Origin of the sequence: Streptomyces kanamyceticus, from assembly GCF_008704495.1 — a bacterium.
Taxonomy (GTDB): domain Bacteria; phylum Actinomycetota; class Actinomycetes; order Streptomycetales; family Streptomycetaceae; genus Streptomyces; species Streptomyces kanamyceticus.
The window spans coordinates 1154612-1168802 of the sequence record NZ_CP023699.1 but is presented as its reverse complement, the minus strand read 5'-3'; the positions used below and the strand labels follow the sequence as shown (position 1 = coordinate 1168802).

The following is a 14191-nucleotide window of genomic DNA, read 5'->3' as shown; positions in this document are numbered from 1 at the left end:
GCGTCAGTCGAGCAGACGCTCGCGGAGCCGCTCGCGGGTCGCCGGGGTCACCTTGAGGCCGTCGGCGAGATAGGTGTCCACGTCGCCCCAGGTGGCGTCGATCGTCTCGAACGCCGCCGCCAGATACTCGGCGCGGGCGTCGAAGAGCGGGCTGAGCAGCTCCATGACCTCGGGGGACATCGCGTTGGGGGAGTCGTCGGTGCGGTGCACGCGGTAGCGCCGGTGCGCCGCGTTCGACGCCAGGTAGTCCGCCTCGATGGCGTCCCGCTCCACGCCGACGGCAAGCAGCGTCACGGCTATGGAGAGCCCCGCGCGGTCCTTGCCCGCCGCGCAGTGCATCAGGGCGGGCACGCTGTCCTCGGCGAGCGCGTGCAGCACCTGGCTGTGCTCGGACGTGCGCTGCTTGATGATCGAGCGGTACGAGGTCGACATGCGGTCGGCGGCCTTGCCGTCGGCGAGGACCGAGCGCAGCTGGTCGAGCTCGCCGTCGCGGACCATCTTCCAGAACTCGGCGCCGTCGGCCGGGTCGGTCAGCGGCAGGTTCACGTTGCGCACGCCGGGCAGCGTGACGTCGGGGCCCTCCAGGCGCTGGTCGGCGGCGTTGCGGAAGTCGAAGATCGTGTGCAGCCCCAGCGAGCCGAGGAAGACGGCGTCGGCCTCGGTGGCGTGCGCCAGGTGGCCGCTGCGGAAGAGCCTGCCAGGGCGGACGCGGCGGCCGTCCACGGTCGGCAGCCCGCCCACGTCACGGAAGTTGCGCACTCCGGCAAGCTCGGGCTCTGTCGACGGGACCTGCTGGGTCACGGGCTCTCCTCGGACTCTGCTGCCGGCGCGGCTCGCCGGTGGACGCGCCTTCGACGATACGACATGGGTTCCTGAGGCAATCACCCCTGCGCGGGCGTTGCCCCAGCGGCGAAACGCCCACCAGGATGTGCCCACGCGCGCGTGGCGGCGCGGACCGTGGAACCGGGCCGGTGGGGGCTTGATGATCGAGATCGGTAAGGACGGCCGCACCTGGCTGCTCTCGGGCCCCACCAGCAGCTACGCCCTGCGGCTCACGGACCGCGACGAGCTGCTGCACCTCTACTGGGGCGCACGGATCGCCCTCGCCGACGCCGAGGCCCTGGCCGCCGAGCCGCCGCCCCCGGAGCGCGGCTTCGAGTCGTGGCTCGACGGGCGCGAGGAGTATCCGGTGGAGGGCGGCCGCCGCTTCGTACGGCCCGCGTTGTCCGTCCGCGACGAACGGGTCCGCGGCACCGAGTGGCGGCACAACGGCTCGGCCGCGCACGACGACGAACTCCAGCTGCACTTCGAGGACCCCCTGCACCACCTCGTGATCAACCTCGTCCACCGGCTGCGCGGCGATGTCGTCGAGCGGTTCGTGATCCTCATCCACGAGGGAGACCACCGCACGCGGCCCTTGGAAATACTGCGCGCGGATTCCGCGACCTGGACACTGCCGCGCCGCGAACGCTGGCGGCTCTCGCAGTTGCACGGCCGGTGGGGCGCCGAGTCACGCCTGGCACGGAGCGACCTCACGTACGGCGAGCAGACCATCGGCAGCAGGCGCGGGCACACCGGTCACGCCCATCTGCCCTGGGTCGCGCTCGACGCGGAGGGCGCGAGCGAGGAGAGCGGCGAGGTCTACAGCTGCGCCCTCGCCTGGTCGGGGTCCTGGCGGATCACCGTGCACCAGCTGCCCGACGGCGCCGTGCAGATCAGTGGTGGCGTGGGCCACGACGACGCCGGGGTCACCGTCCTGCGGCCCGGCACGGCGATCGTCACGCCGGTCTTCGCCGGGTTGTGGAGCGGCGCGGGCTTCGGCGGCGCGAGCCGGGCCTGGCACGCCTACCAGCGCGCGCACGTCATCCCGGACGCGCGGACGGTCCGTCCGGTGCTCTACAACTCCTGGGAGGCCACCGGCTTCGACATCTCCGAGGAGCAGCAGCGGGCGCTCGCGCACCGGGCCGCGGACCTCGGCGTCGAGCTGTTCGTCGTCGACGACGCGTGGTTCGGCGGCCGCGTCAGCGACCGGGCGGGACTCGGCGACTGGACACCCAACCCCGACCGCTTCCCCGACGGTCTCGGGCCCCTCGCCGACGAGGTGCACGGGCTCGGCATGCGGTTCGGGATCTGGGTGGAGCCGGAGATGGTCAACCCCGACAGCGACCTCTACCGCGCACACCCCGACTGGGTGCAGCACCAGCCAGGCCGCACCCGCACGGAGTTCCGCAACCAGCTGGTGCTCGACCTCTCGCGCGCGGACGTGCGCGCGTACCTGTGGGGACAGCTCGACGGGCTGCTCTCCAGCGCGCCCATCGACTACGTGAAGTGGGACTTCAACCGGAGCTTCACCGATGCGGGACGCCCTGGCGACGCCGATCTGCCGGAGCTGTGGTGGGCCCACCCGCAGCACCTCTACGACCTCCTCGACCAGCTCAGGGCCGCGCACCCCACGGTGTCCTTCGAGTCCTGCTCGGGCGGCGGCGGACGCATCGACCTCGGCATCCTCGCCAGGACCGACCAGGTGTGGACCTCCGACAACACCGACCCGCTCGACCGGCTCGCCATCCAGCACGGCTTCAGCCAGTTGCACCCCGCGCGCGTGATGGCCGCCTGGGTCACCGACAGCCCCAACGTCCAGCTCAACGACCGGGTCAGCTCGCTGCGCTTCCGTTTCGTCAGCGCGATGGCCGGGGTGCTCGGGATCGGCGGCGACCTCACCCGGTGGGACGAGGGCGAACTCGCCGAAGCGCGCGAATGGGTGGATCTGTACAAGGAGATCAGACCCCTGGTACAACTCGGCGACCTGTACCGGCTGCGTCCTCGGGACGGCGGCCTGAGCGCCGTGCAGTACGTGCTCGGGGACCATGCCGTGGTCCTCGCCTGGCTGCCGAAACAGTCGTACGGGCAGGAGCAGGCGCCGCTGCGGCTGCGCGCGCTCGATCCGGGGGCGCTCTACGAGTGCCGGGACACCGGGGAGACCTACCGGGGCGGAGTGCTGCTGCGGCGCGGGCTGCGGACCGGCCTCCGGGGCGACCTGGACGCCGGGGTGTTTCGGCTGCGACGGATCTGACGGCGTAAGGCCCTGTCGTTATTCCGGCTTGGTTGAATCTTGACCGGTGGCTTATCTCACGCTCCGTCAACCCCTCCCTACGGTGGCGTAGGTCACTTAGGGAGGTGAAAGATGTGACTTTGTGAGCGCAGAGTCGACATCCTTCATCAATCACCCCATCAACAACGGTGTATTCAACTCCTACGCAGCGGTCGGCGACAGCTTCACGGAAGGGGTGGGCGACCCCGGTCCCGACGGTACGTTCGTCGGGTGGGCCGACCGTCTCGCCGTCCTGCTGGACGACCGGGTGCCCGAGCACACCTTCCGATACGCCAACCTCGCCGTACGCGGGAAGCTCCTCGACCAGATCGTCGAGGACCAGCTGCCGCGTGCCAAGGAGCTCGCTCCCGACCTGGTGACCTTCTGCGCCGGGGGCAACGACATCATCCGTCCCGGCACCGACCCCGACGAGGTCGCCGAGCGCTTCGAGCGGGCCGTCGCCGACCTCTCGTCGGCGGTCGGCACGGTCATGGTGACCACCGGCTTCGACACCCGGGGCGTGGCCCTCCTGAAGCACCTGCGCGGCAAGATCGCCACCTACAACATGCACGTGCGCGCGATCGCCGACCGGTACGGCTGCCCCGTGCTCGACCTCTGGTCCCTCAAGACCGTCCAGGACCGCCGGGCCTGGGACGGCGACCGTCTGCACCTCTCCGCCGAGGGGCACACGCGCGTGGCGCTGCGCGCCGGACAGGTGCTCGGCATGCAGGTGCCCGCCGACCCGGACCAGGCCTGGCCGCCGCTGCCGCCGCGCGGCACGCTGGAGGTGCGGCGCGACGACATCCACTGGGCCCGCGAGTACCTGGTGCCGTGGATCGGGCGGCGCATCCGGGGCGAGAGCTCCGGGGACCACGTGGAGGCGAAGGGCTTCCGCAACCCGCACACCATCAAGATGCAGATCGAGGCGGCCTCCTGAGTCCTCTTGACTCCTCCTGAGGACAGGAGGGCGACTCTGCCGACACCGAAGGCGTCCTTCCCTGGAAGGGCGCCTTTGTGGTGACCGCCTTTGTCGTGACCGTGGTGGAGTCACCGGCCCTCCCGCGTCCTGATCCATACGACCAGGACCAGGCACGCGGCCAGACAGCCCGACGCGGTGATCAGCAGGGCCGTGTCGGCGGCCGCCTCCGCCCCCACGCCGTGGCCCTGGTCGGTGACGGCTCCGGCCAGGCCGACGCCGAGCCCCGCGGCCACGGTGATGACCGTCTTGGTGACTCCGGACGCCTCACCGGCCCGCTCCGGCCGGATGACCCCCTGAGTGGCGATGAGCGTCAGGGAGTTGGCCACTCCGAGGACCGCACCGCCCACCGTGGCGACGGCGACGTACAGCGTGAGGGACGAGGTCAGGGCGAGGCAGCCGAGAACCAGCGCTCCCGCGCACAGGCAGGCCGTCATCAGCCGGACCGCGGCACGCGGTGGCACCCGCCCGGCGAGCGGCCCGGCAAGGGCCATGGCGAGGGCGGGGGCGAGGAACGCGGTGCCCGCGACGACGACTGACAGGTTCCACTGGCCCTGGAGTGTCAGGGGCACGACGAACAGGAACATCACCGTCGTGGTGTTGGCGGCGGCACCGGCGAGCGTGAGCGCCATGTACGGCCCGTTGCGGAAGAGCGTGAGCTGCACCAGCGGGTTGGCGGCGGACCGTTCACGTCGTACGAAGAGGGCCAGCAGGCTCGCCGTGACGGCCGCGCCCGCCAGGGTGGCGGGCCACGGCCAGCGGGGTCCGCGGTCGATGACGACGCTGAGCGCCGCGAGCGCGGCCGTGGCGCTGAGCAGTCCGCTCCAGTCGACGGTGCGGGGCGCGCTGGTGTCGAAGCTCTCGGCGGTGCGCGCGGCGCAGAGCGCGCCGAGCGCGGCGAGGGGGACGTTGAGCCAGAAGATCGCCCGCCAGGACACCGTCTCGGTCAGGGCGCCGCCGACGAAAGGGCCGCAGGCGGTGGCGATGCCGCCGATGCCGAGGGCCCAGCCCGTGGCGCGGCCGCGCAGCTCGGCCGGGTAGACGTTGGTCAGCAGGGAGAGGCCCACCGGCATGATCATGGCGGCACCCGCGCCCTGGGCGACGCGGGCGCCCACGAGGACGGGCAGGGTCGGCGCGAGCGCGCAGACCAGCGAGGCCGCGCCGAACACGGAGAGCCCCGCGACGAGGAGCCGCCGACGGCCGAACAGGTCGCCGAGTCTGCCCGTTCCCAGCATCAGCGTGCCGGTCGAGAGCAGGTAGGCGCTGATCACCCACTGGAGTCCGGCGCCGCCCGCGTCCAGGTCGCGGCCGATCCGCGGCAGCGCGAGGTTCAGGCCGAACGAGTCGAGCTGGATGCAGAACACGCCCACGGACATGGCGATCAGCGCCCATCGCCGGGCGGCGAAGGGCGACGGTGTCGCGCCGCCGGTGCCCTTCCTCACGGTCGTGCCCTCGCTCACGATGGCCCACTTCTCCTCACGGCCGCCCCTGCGGGACGGGCCTGGTCGCCGTCGCACGGGCGTGCGGCGGTCGAGATGGTGCCGGTGGCGGGGGAGAGGGTGCAGCCGAAGAGCGCTTCCGGGTACGGAGCGCCGCTGCTGGAGAAGTTGGGAGAACTGGAGAGGTCTCGAAATGCCATGTCGGCGGGGCCGGTTGCGAAGGTCGCTCTCGCAGGTCCCTCGTTCGACGACAGGTCTGTCGCTCGATGAGCGGTGGAGACGAGATCACCGTAACGGACGTGGAGGTGCTTGCCAACACGTCCCCGAAAGGCGGCTTGTCGGGCACGGAGAAAGCATTGAGCCATCACGGGCGGGGGCGGATACCAGTCCGCCCTTCGGTCGTATCGCGGTGCTCCCAGCCTGTGCGGGTGGCGCCGCGCGCACCTGCCTTCACGTCGGCAACTCCCTGCTCAGCGAGGAGCGTTGAGCGATATCCGGATCCATGTGCCGAACGGCGCCTGGAAGGGCTCCGCACGCGGTGCGACCGCACGGTGACCTTCCGTACCGAACGGTCGGGTTCATGGTGCCTACACGGACTGGATCCCTGGTCAGTTGCCGTGAAACGCCCGGAGGGTGCGGCTCCTTGACGGTGCGGCCTGAATCCAACCCGGGGTATTGGCCGCTGCTTCAACTTCCTGTTAGTAATTTCATGCGGCAGACGAATGTCATTCCTGTACCTCCCCCCATGGACCCAGGCGGATGTGATGTCGTTAGATGCGCAGGAGATCGCTGCTCCGATACCACGGATAGCGCCCACCCGCAGGACGCGCTACAAGGCGGAGATCGCGTCAGTTTCCCCGGAATCGAGCAGGAACACCTTCGAACGGCGCGATACGTGTTTTCTCGGCGTCAGCCTCGAGAACAGCAACTTCACCACTGCCAAACTCACGAGCATGGTCAAGTGGATCTCCCGGAGGTTCGACAGGTGCACCGTGCTCGTCGGCGACAGCATTCACAGGCTCACCCTGCAGTCGACTCAGGGAATGGCGCCCGAGTGTGCCCGTGAAAGGGCTCTCGCGCTCGGCCGGAGATTTGTGGAGGACGCGGGACAGGTCTTCGACGAGTACCGGGAGAGCACCGACTTCACCTTCCTGAACTGCAATGACGTGCAGAAACGGGAGGAGTACGCCCAGTTCCACAACAAACTCCTCGCCTTCTTCGACGAGAACGAAGAGTTCCGCTCCTCGGTGGAATCCTTCGGCCGCGCCTATCACCGGAAGCGGGCCGAAGGGGTCAGTGCGGACGACCTGGAAAAGCGCATCCGAATGTCCAGCGACTACTTTCTGGAAGAGTTCGCCGTCTTCGCCTGCCTCAAGGAGCAGGGGCTGCCCGTCATGGTCTATCCCGGATCGTTCAGCACTCTGTCCGAGATAGCCAAGGGTCAGCATCCCGGAGCCCCTGAAGAGCTGCGTGACCTCGTCGTGGTGTCCCTCCACCTGAAAGGCCGGTGAGATGACAGCCGAAGCCCGTGATCCGATCCCCGAGATCCGACGGGGAAAGATATACCGAGACGTGTACGCGAAGCGGTCTCCCGACAATCCCGCCCTCGGTGACGCCCACCTCGAAAGGGCCCGCATAGCCGACGGAGCCCTTGACTTCGGAGATTCCGGGGTGCGCAACCGGGCTTTCCGGGACGGCGTCTTCCTCCTGGAGATCCCGCCCGAACTCGATGTGTCGGCGGGTGACGCGTTCGCGCGGCAGTTCTACGAAGGGCCCGCCGCGACGCCGTACGGCCGGTTCCGCGACATCGGCAGCGACCGCTTCGGTGATCCGCTGCTCGGCTTCCACCAACGGATCAACCAGATCGAGCAGTTCCTCCTGGAGCGCCGGTTCTGGGCCGCCGACTATCCGCCGGAGATCGCCGCGCTCGGCGAGGCGCTCACCCGGCTCTCGCGGCAGGTGCTGCGTTCCGTCCTGGCCGAGGTGGGCATTCCCGAGGAGGACTGGCGGCGGGCGACCGGCGGCTGCTCGCAGTGCGCGGGCTCGTACCACCTGACGTTCAATCACTACCGGCCCGCGCACGAGGACATCGGGCTCAGCTCCCACAAGGACGACGGGTTCCTCACCATCCTGCGGACGACCGCCCCGGGCCTGGAGGTCAGCCGCGAGGACCACTGGGAGACCGTCCCCGCCCATCCGGACTGCCTCATCGTCAACTTCGGCCTGTCCATGGAGATCCTGACCGCCGGAAGCCGCATGCCCGTCGCCGCCATCATGCACAGGGTCGCCCGCCAACAGGAGGACCGGTCCAGCTTCGGGCACTTCAGCTCGAGCGGCTGCCTGCCCGGCGAGGACGAGGGCATCCACCGCTACGTACGCGGCAGGGGCCTGGAACGCGTCTGCGGCTCGCGCGAACTCATCGACGAGAACGACTACGAGATCTACGCGGGCACGGACGCGCCGGTCGGCGCGAAGGGCGCACGCCGATGAGCGCCGCGACCATGACCCTCCAGCGCGCCGGCGTCACGGCCACCGGCCTGTGCTTCGACGCGGCCGACGGCCTGTCCCGCGCGCTGCGCGACGGTTGCTTCCTGCTCGCCATCCCCGCCGGGTTCGATCCGGCCCCCGGCATCACCCTGTGCCGCGAGTTCCACCGTGCGCCCGACGACGGGACGGCGGCGACCCGGGCGTACCGCGGCTTCAAGGACCTGACGGGCGTCTACTTCGACCGGGAACACTTCCAGACCGAGCACCTGCTCATCGACGGCCCCGGGCGCGACCGGCACTTCCCGCGCGAACTCCTCGTCATGACCGAGCGGATGAGCGCCCTGACGCTGCTCGTACTGCGCGCTGCGATGACCGAACTCGGCATCGCCCCCTCGCTGTGGAGCGAGATCACCGGCGGCGCCGTCGACGGCCTCGGCACCCACTGGTTCGCGGCGAACCACTACCGTCCTGAGCGGGTCCAGCCGGGCTGTGCCCCGCACAAGGACACCGGATTCGTGACCGTGCTCTACAACGAGGAGCCCGGTCTCGAAGCGTCCGTCGACGGCGCCTGGGTGCCCGTCGACCCGGTGCCGGGCCACTTCGTGGTGAACTTCGGCGGCGCCTTCGAACTGCTCACCGCCGCGCTCGACCGCCCGGTGCGGGCGATCCTGCACCACGTACGGCAGTGCACCCCGGCCCCTGGCGCCGCGGACCGCTTCTCCTTCGCCGCCTTCGCCAACCCGCCCGCCACGGGCGACCTCTACCAGGTGCGCGAGGACGGCACGGCCGCCGCGGTGCGCAGCTCCGAGGACTTCCTGCGCGAGTTCAACGAGCGGACCTGGTCCGACCGGCACGCCGACTTCGGCATCGGCGGTACGTCATGAGCGTCTCCGCAGACCGTCCCCGCACCCTGCGCCGGGCCGCCGGGACCATTGCCCTGCCGCAAGGCCCCGGCGCCCCCTTCCCCGGCGTCGTCGCCCACCACGAAGGTCCGAGCCGGCGGCACGGCCACGCCCCGGCGTTCCACGAGTCGACCGTGGTGCGCGGCGAGCCCGCGTCGCACTACTTCCGCGCCAGTGGCATCAGCGCCCGCGCCGAGGAGAACGGCGGCCTGTGCACGTTCTGGATGGGGGAGAAGCTCGCCCTCTACCAGATCACCAACGAGGCCCTCGTCGGCGACGACGTCCTGGCGCCCTCCACCGACGCCAACCGCGAACTGTTCGGCGACTTCATGGGCTCCATGCCGCACGACCATCCGGATCGCCCCGCGAAGCGGGCCGCGGTCGAACGGTCCCTGGGCAATGCCAAGTTCGTCGAGCGCCTCGAGCCCGCCGTCCGGCGGCACGCGGCCGACCACCTCGGCCGCGCGGCGGGTCGCGCCGTCCCGCTCGACGACTTCGCGCTGTCCCTGACGGCGTACGTGGACAGCATGATCCCCGGTGTCCTCGACCTCACCCAGCGACCGCTGCCCGACTACCTGGACTCCGCCGAGTACGGCCGTGTGGTGCGCGGCTTCTTCGACCTCGCGTCCGACGTCATCAGCAACGACAACCCGGCGGCGATGCGCGAGTTCGATGTCATCGTGCCCTTCGTACGCGACCTCCTGACGGCCAACTTCGACGCCCTGGCCGCCGCGCCCGCGTCCAACATGATCCGGCGTCACTTCGTCCTGTGGGGCCTGCCGTTCACCCGCGCCTCCGTCGCCGCCCTCGACACCGCGCGGATCAAGGAACTCGGCACCGTCATCGTCGCCACGTACGACACGACGGCGCTCAGCCTGACCTGGGCGATCGGCTACGTGGAGGCGACGCCCGAGGTCAAGGCGGCCGTTGTGGCGGAGGCCGGACGGGGCGGCGGGGCGGGGTGCCCGCGCGCGGCCGCTTCGCCGTCCGTGATCGACCTCGCGGTCCTCGAGGCCGTACGCCTGGGCGGCAGCAATCCCAGCGCCCTGTGGCGCCGTACGACCCAACCCTTCACCCTGCACCACGAGGGCGCGGCGGTGATCGTCCCCGCGGGCACCATGATGTGGCTGGACCGGCGGCAGGCCAACCGCGACCCCGCCGTCTTCCCCGAGCCGTGCCGCTTCGCCCCCGCCAACATCGAGGCCATCGTCCGCACCGACCGGGAGACGGTCTCCTCGCTGCTCTCCCGCGGGCGCTACGAGATCAACTCGTTCAGCATGGTCAACGCCGACCGGAACCCCCGCAAATGCCCCGGCCGCCTCTTCTCGGTGCGGATGCAGTCCGTGGTCCTCGCGGAGCTGTACGGCCACTACACGGTCGCCACGCGGGGCGTCGACCTCCGCCTGAAGCGCCACGCCTCCATGCCGCGCCCCGCAAGCCCCGGAACCATCACGATCCGGCCCGACGCGGACGTGGCCCGCGATCCCGCGACCCGGAGGGAGCCGACCCCATGACCACCTCCAACTCCCGTACGGCACGGGACCTCGGCCACCCCGACACCGTCAGGCCCCCGGTCAGCCTGCCGCCGATGCCGGGCGAGCGGCAGGCGAGGACCGCCTACCCCGCGGTCGACCTCGAACGCTCCAGGATCGACGGCGACGAGCTGCTCTTCGAACGCGAAGGAGGCTTCGACCGCGCCCTGGCCATGGGGTTCTTCCTGCTGCGCATCCCCGAAGGGCTCGACACCGACGCCGGGGACCGGTTCGCCGCGCACTTCCACGAGGACCCGGCGGGCGATGCCCTCGACCGCTACCGGGGCTTCCGCGACACCGACGTACCCGGCGACTACCAGGGCTACTTCGACCGCGAGCACGACCAGTGGGAGAACTTCTACGTAGAGAAGGGCAACTGGCCGCTGCTGCCGTCCGAGGTCGCGGCCCTCGGACAGCGGATGACCGGCCTCGGCGTCGGCGTCCTCCGCGCGGTCCTGCGGCACGTGGACGTCCCGCCGCACCTGTGGAACGAGGTGTCCGGCGGCCTCTCCGAGCACGGCGGACACCAGATGCTCGCCTTCAACCACTTCCGCTCGCGCAAGGCGACCCGCGGCTGCAAGTTCCACCGTGACTCGGGGTGGGTGACCGTACTGCGCTCCACCGAGCCGGGCCTGCTCGCGCTCATCGACGGGGAGCTGGGGGCCGTGAACCCCGAACCCGGCTGCTTCATCGTGAACTTCGGCAGCTCGATCGAGGTGCTCACCTCCGCCCTGTCCCGGCCGGTGCGCGCGAACGTGCACGGCGTGGTCTCCACCGAGCGCCCCGCGGGCAGGCCCGACCGCATCTCGTACGTGACGTTCCTCGACTCCGCACTCGACGGCACCGTCTACCGGCTCGACGAGGGTACGGCGCACCCCGTGCAGTCGGTCGCGGACTTCGCCGCCCAGGAGGTGAGACGGACCTATGACGACGACGGCGCGCTGTAGCGGCGACGCGGGCACCACGGCAGGCACCGGCACAGCACCTTCGGGACCTTCAGCACCTTCGGGATCTCTGGAGCCTTCGGGATCTCTGGGAACCGACCGAGACAGGAGCGTCGCACCATGACGACGGACACCCTCACCCTCCCCGCGGCCGAGGTCGACGAGGCGGGCACCCTGCGGTTCGCCTCCCAGGCCGACGCCGAACAGTCGCTCACTCTCGGCGCGTTCAACGTGGCGGTCCCCGACGGCCTCGACGTGAGCGCGGGCCTCGCCTTCTGCCGCAGCTTCTACGAACCCGCGACCGGACACCCCGGCGAACGCCACCGAGGCCACCGCGAACACGGCCACGCGGCCTCCAAACTGGGCTACGAGGACCGGCCCGACCAGGTCGAACAGCTCCAGCTCGAAAGCTTCCTGTGGCAGGAGTACCTGCCGGACGACGTCACCGCGGTGCTGCGGTGGATGCGGCAGCTGACCCTGGACGTCCTCTACGGAGTGTTCGATACGGCGGGCGTGCCCGAGGGCGACCGCGACCTCATCACCGGCGGCGCCCGCCAGGACACCGGCCTGTGCTACACGACGGTCAACCACTACCGCGCGGGCCTGAGCGACCGTGCCGGGATCGTCGAGCACTCCGACAGCGGGTTCATCACCACGATCTGCACCGACAAGCCCGGCTACGAGATCCTCCACGAGGGCCGCTGGCTGCCGGTGCGCGAGCGCCCAGGACACTTCACCGTCAATCTCGGCGACGCCTTCCGGGTCCTGACCAGGAAGCTGCCGAGGCCCGTGACCGCCGTCTACCACCGCGTGCCGGAGCTGCGCCCGGACGCGGGCACCCCGGACCGCTCCTCCTTCACGGTCTACATGGGCCCCCGCTACGACATGTCGCTCTACCAGTACGACACCGGGGGGAGACTGCGCGAGTACCAGAGCTTCCGCGACTTCTCGGTGGAGAAGGCGGGCAAGCTCGGCTACGCATTCCACTCCCGCGTATGAGCACGGCAGCGGGACACCCGATCCCCGCCGCCGCCCTGCGGGGCTGGCAGCTGGCCGAACTGCGCGGCGGACAGCTGCACTTCACCGCCACCGACGGACTGCGGCGCGCGCTGAAGGACGGCTTCTTCTACGTGAAGCAGCCCGCCGGGACCGAACTGTCGGCGGGGGACCGCTTCGCGCGCTCCTTCTACCTGCGGGGAGGAGGAGCCGGGGACGGGCCGCAAGACTCCTACCGCGGCTTCCACCGCTGGACCTCGGAGCAACTCGGCCGACACCAGGGCTACTTCTGCCGCGACGCCGACCAGACCGAACAGTTCTTCCTGGAGAAGACCTGGTGGGACCGGGTCTATCCGGCCGCGCTCGCCCGGCAGGCCGAGCACATGCGTGACTTCGCGCTCGCCGTCCAGCGTGCGGTGCTCGCCCGCCTCGACCTGCCGCGCGCGCTGTGGGACGAGGCCACCGGGCACAGCCTGACCCCGCACGGCACGCACACCCTGACCTTCAACCACTTCCGTCCCGAGGTCGCCGCGCGCGGCCTGAACATCCACAAGGACTCGGGCTGGGTGACGGTCCTGCGGTCCACCGAGCGCGGTCTCGAGGTGGACAGGGACGGCGGCTGGCGTCCCATCGACCCGATTCCCGGCACCTTCATCGTCAACTTCGGCTGTGCGATGGAGATCCTGACCCGGCACACCGCGACGCCGGTGGCCGCGGTGGCCCACCGCGTGGTGCGCCAGCCGCCGAGCGGCGGGGCCAAGCCCGACCGCTTCTCGTACGCCCTGTTCGTGGACAGCACGCTCGACGACCGCGTCTGTCCCGGCCTGTTCGCCTACGAGCCGGGCGGCGGCCTGCGCCTGGAGGCGGGGTTCGGGACCTTCCTCGACGACATCCTCGACAACACCTACCGGGAGGACACCACGGGTCTGTACTGAGGCGGGGCGCGCACCTGGCGGCCGGTACTGGACCGGTGAGGTGACAGGGCGGGAGTGGCGCGGGCGCGGCCGCGGGCGCCGGTGCTGGGATGACCGCGAACCGTCCCTGGAGGGGCGGAGAGCCGGAAGGAACCCCCGTATGCACGCAGTACGTTCCGTCAGTGCCGTCGTCGTGGCGCTCGCCGCACTCGGACTGCCCGCCGCGCCCGCCGTCGCCGCGCCCGCCCCCGCCGCACCGGCGACCGCCCCCGCTCCCGTCACCACGGTCACCGTGACCGGCGCGGGCAGCGCGTCCGCCGCGCCCGACCTGGCCGTGCTCAGTGCGGGCGTCGAGGTCACCGAGAAGACCGCGGACAAGGCGCTGGCCGCGCAGAACTCGGCGGCGAACGCGCTGCTGGCAGCCGTCCGCAAGGCGGGCGTGGCCGACAAGGACGTCACGACGGAGAGCCTGTCGCTCGCCGCCGTCCACCAGGACGAGAACGGGTCCTCGAAGCTCACCGGCTACCAGGCGTCGCAGGCGTTCTCGATCAAGATCCGCGCGATCGACAGGACGGGCGTGGTGGTCCAGGCGGTCGTGGCCGCGACCGGTGACGCGGGGCGCGTCCACTCGGTGGCGTTCGACGTCGCGGACGCGGGCGCGCTGCGGGCCCGGGCGCGCGACGCCGCGTACAAGGACGCCCGCGCCAAGGCCGCGCAGTACGCCAAGCTGTCCGGGCGTCGCCTTGGCCGACTGGTCTCGCTCGACGAGAGTGACGGCGGGCGCCCGCGGCCGGTGCCGATGCCGGTGGCCGCGTTCGCGAAGGAGGACGTGCCGGTGGCGCCGGGACAGATCCAGGACGAGGTCTCCGTGACGGCGGTGTTCGAACTGCGCTAGCCGCCGCGGGCCCCG

At 70.9% G+C, this 14191-nt stretch carries 12 protein-coding genes; 10 read left to right on the top strand and 2 right to left on the bottom strand.

What is annotated here, in order from left to right; all coding sequences use genetic code 11:
• Positions 1–3: 3 nt before the first annotated feature.
• Entirely contained in the window at positions 4–801 is a 798-nt protein-coding gene (locus tag CP970_RS04250) for a tyrosine-protein phosphatase (protein ID WP_055545792.1), read from the bottom strand.
• 181 nt (positions 802–982) lie between these two features.
• Here CP970_RS04250 and CP970_RS04245 point away from each other — a divergent pair, with 181 nt between their 5' ends.
• Both CP970_RS04245 and CP970_RS04240 read left to right on the top strand, forming a co-directional pair.
• Complete coding sequence (locus CP970_RS04245) at positions 983–3073, top strand: alpha-galactosidase (protein ID WP_055545794.1); 2091 nt, start codon at positions 983–985, stop codon at positions 3071–3073.
• Positions 3074–3194: 121 nt separating this feature from the next.
• Positions 3195–4028, top strand: a complete 834-nt coding sequence (locus CP970_RS04240) for an SGNH/GDSL hydrolase family protein (RefSeq protein WP_224058216.1) — start codon at positions 3195–3197, stop codon at positions 4026–4028.
• 110 nt (positions 4029–4138) lie between these two features.
• On the opposite strand, the gene CP970_RS04235 is transcribed toward CP970_RS04240, so the two are convergent.
• Positions 4139–5527, bottom strand: a complete 1389-nt coding sequence (locus tag CP970_RS04235) for an MFS transporter (RefSeq protein WP_224058214.1) — start codon at positions 5525–5527, stop codon at positions 4139–4141.
• A gap of 743 nt (positions 5528–6270) precedes the next feature.
• Here CP970_RS04235 and CP970_RS04230 point away from each other — a divergent pair.
• The 8 genes from CP970_RS04230 to CP970_RS04195 all read left to right on the top strand — a co-directional run bounded on the left by CP970_RS04230 (position 6271) and on the right by CP970_RS04195 (position 14176).
• On the top strand, positions 6271–7017 hold the full coding sequence (locus tag CP970_RS04230) for a tRNA-dependent cyclodipeptide synthase (protein ID WP_063806046.1): 747 nt from the start codon (positions 6271–6273) through the stop codon (positions 7015–7017).
• A 61-nt stretch (positions 7018–7078) separates the two neighbouring features.
• Positions 7079–7996 (top strand): 2OG-Fe(II) oxygenase family protein, encoded by a 918-nt coding sequence (locus CP970_RS04225; protein ID WP_169801218.1) that lies wholly within the window; start codon positions 7079–7081, stop codon positions 7994–7996.
• Positions 7993–8877, top strand: a complete 885-nt coding sequence (locus CP970_RS04220; RefSeq protein ID WP_055545803.1) for a 2OG-Fe(II) oxygenase family protein — start codon at positions 7993–7995, stop codon at positions 8875–8877. Before CP970_RS04225 ends, CP970_RS04220 begins: the two co-directional genes overlap by 4 nt.
• Positions 8874–10409: a cytochrome P450 gene (locus CP970_RS04215; protein WP_063806045.1), complete on the top strand. Its 1536-nt coding sequence runs from the start codon at positions 8874–8876 to the stop codon at positions 10407–10409. Before CP970_RS04220 ends, CP970_RS04215 begins: the two co-directional genes overlap by 4 nt.
• Positions 10406–11374: a 2OG-Fe(II) oxygenase family protein gene (locus CP970_RS04210; protein WP_055545805.1), complete on the top strand. Its 969-nt coding sequence runs from the start codon at positions 10406–10408 to the stop codon at positions 11372–11374. The genes CP970_RS04215 and CP970_RS04210 overlap by 4 nt, the downstream gene beginning before the upstream one ends.
• Before the next feature lie 117 nt (positions 11375–11491).
• A complete protein-coding gene (locus CP970_RS04205) occupies positions 11492–12370 on the top strand; it encodes a 2OG-Fe(II) oxygenase family protein (protein WP_055545807.1) in 879 nt (292 codons plus the stop codon).
• Positions 12367–13302, top strand: a complete 936-nt coding sequence (locus tag CP970_RS04200) for a 2OG-Fe(II) oxygenase family protein (RefSeq protein ID WP_055545809.1) — start codon at positions 12367–12369, stop codon at positions 13300–13302. The genes CP970_RS04205 and CP970_RS04200 overlap by 4 nt, the downstream gene beginning before the upstream one ends.
• Positions 13303–13441: 139 nt before the next feature.
• Complete coding sequence (locus tag CP970_RS04195) at positions 13442–14176, top strand: SIMPL domain-containing protein (RefSeq protein WP_055545811.1); 735 nt, start codon at positions 13442–13444, stop codon at positions 14174–14176.
• The last annotated feature ends 15 nt before the right edge of the window (positions 14177–14191 follow it).

What these genes read in the sequence shown, in the direction of transcription:
- CP970_RS04215 (WP_063806045.1), top strand. Translation starts at nt 8,874, where the DNA reads ATGAGCGTCTCCGCAGACCGTCCCCGCACCCTGCGCCGGGCCGCCGGG.
- CP970_RS04205 (WP_055545807.1), top strand. Translation starts at nt 11,492, where the DNA reads ATGACGACGGACACCCTCACCCTCCCCGCGGCCGAGGTCGACGAGGCG.
- CP970_RS04210 (WP_055545805.1), top strand. Translation starts at nt 10,406, where the DNA reads ATGACCACCTCCAACTCCCGTACGGCACGGGACCTCGGCCACCCCGAC.
- CP970_RS04220 (WP_055545803.1), top strand. Translation starts at nt 7,993, where the DNA reads ATGAGCGCCGCGACCATGACCCTCCAGCGCGCCGGCGTCACGGCCACC.
- CP970_RS04200 (WP_055545809.1), top strand. Translation starts at nt 12,367, where the DNA reads ATGAGCACGGCAGCGGGACACCCGATCCCCGCCGCCGCCCTGCGGGGC.
- CP970_RS04230 (WP_063806046.1), top strand. Translation starts at nt 6,271, where the DNA reads ATGTCGTTAGATGCGCAGGAGATCGCTGCTCCGATACCACGGATAGCG.
- CP970_RS04245 (WP_055545794.1), top strand. Translation starts at nt 983, where the DNA reads ATGATCGAGATCGGTAAGGACGGCCGCACCTGGCTGCTCTCGGGCCCC.
- CP970_RS04195 (WP_055545811.1), top strand. Translation starts at nt 13,442, where the DNA reads ATGCACGCAGTACGTTCCGTCAGTGCCGTCGTCGTGGCGCTCGCCGCA.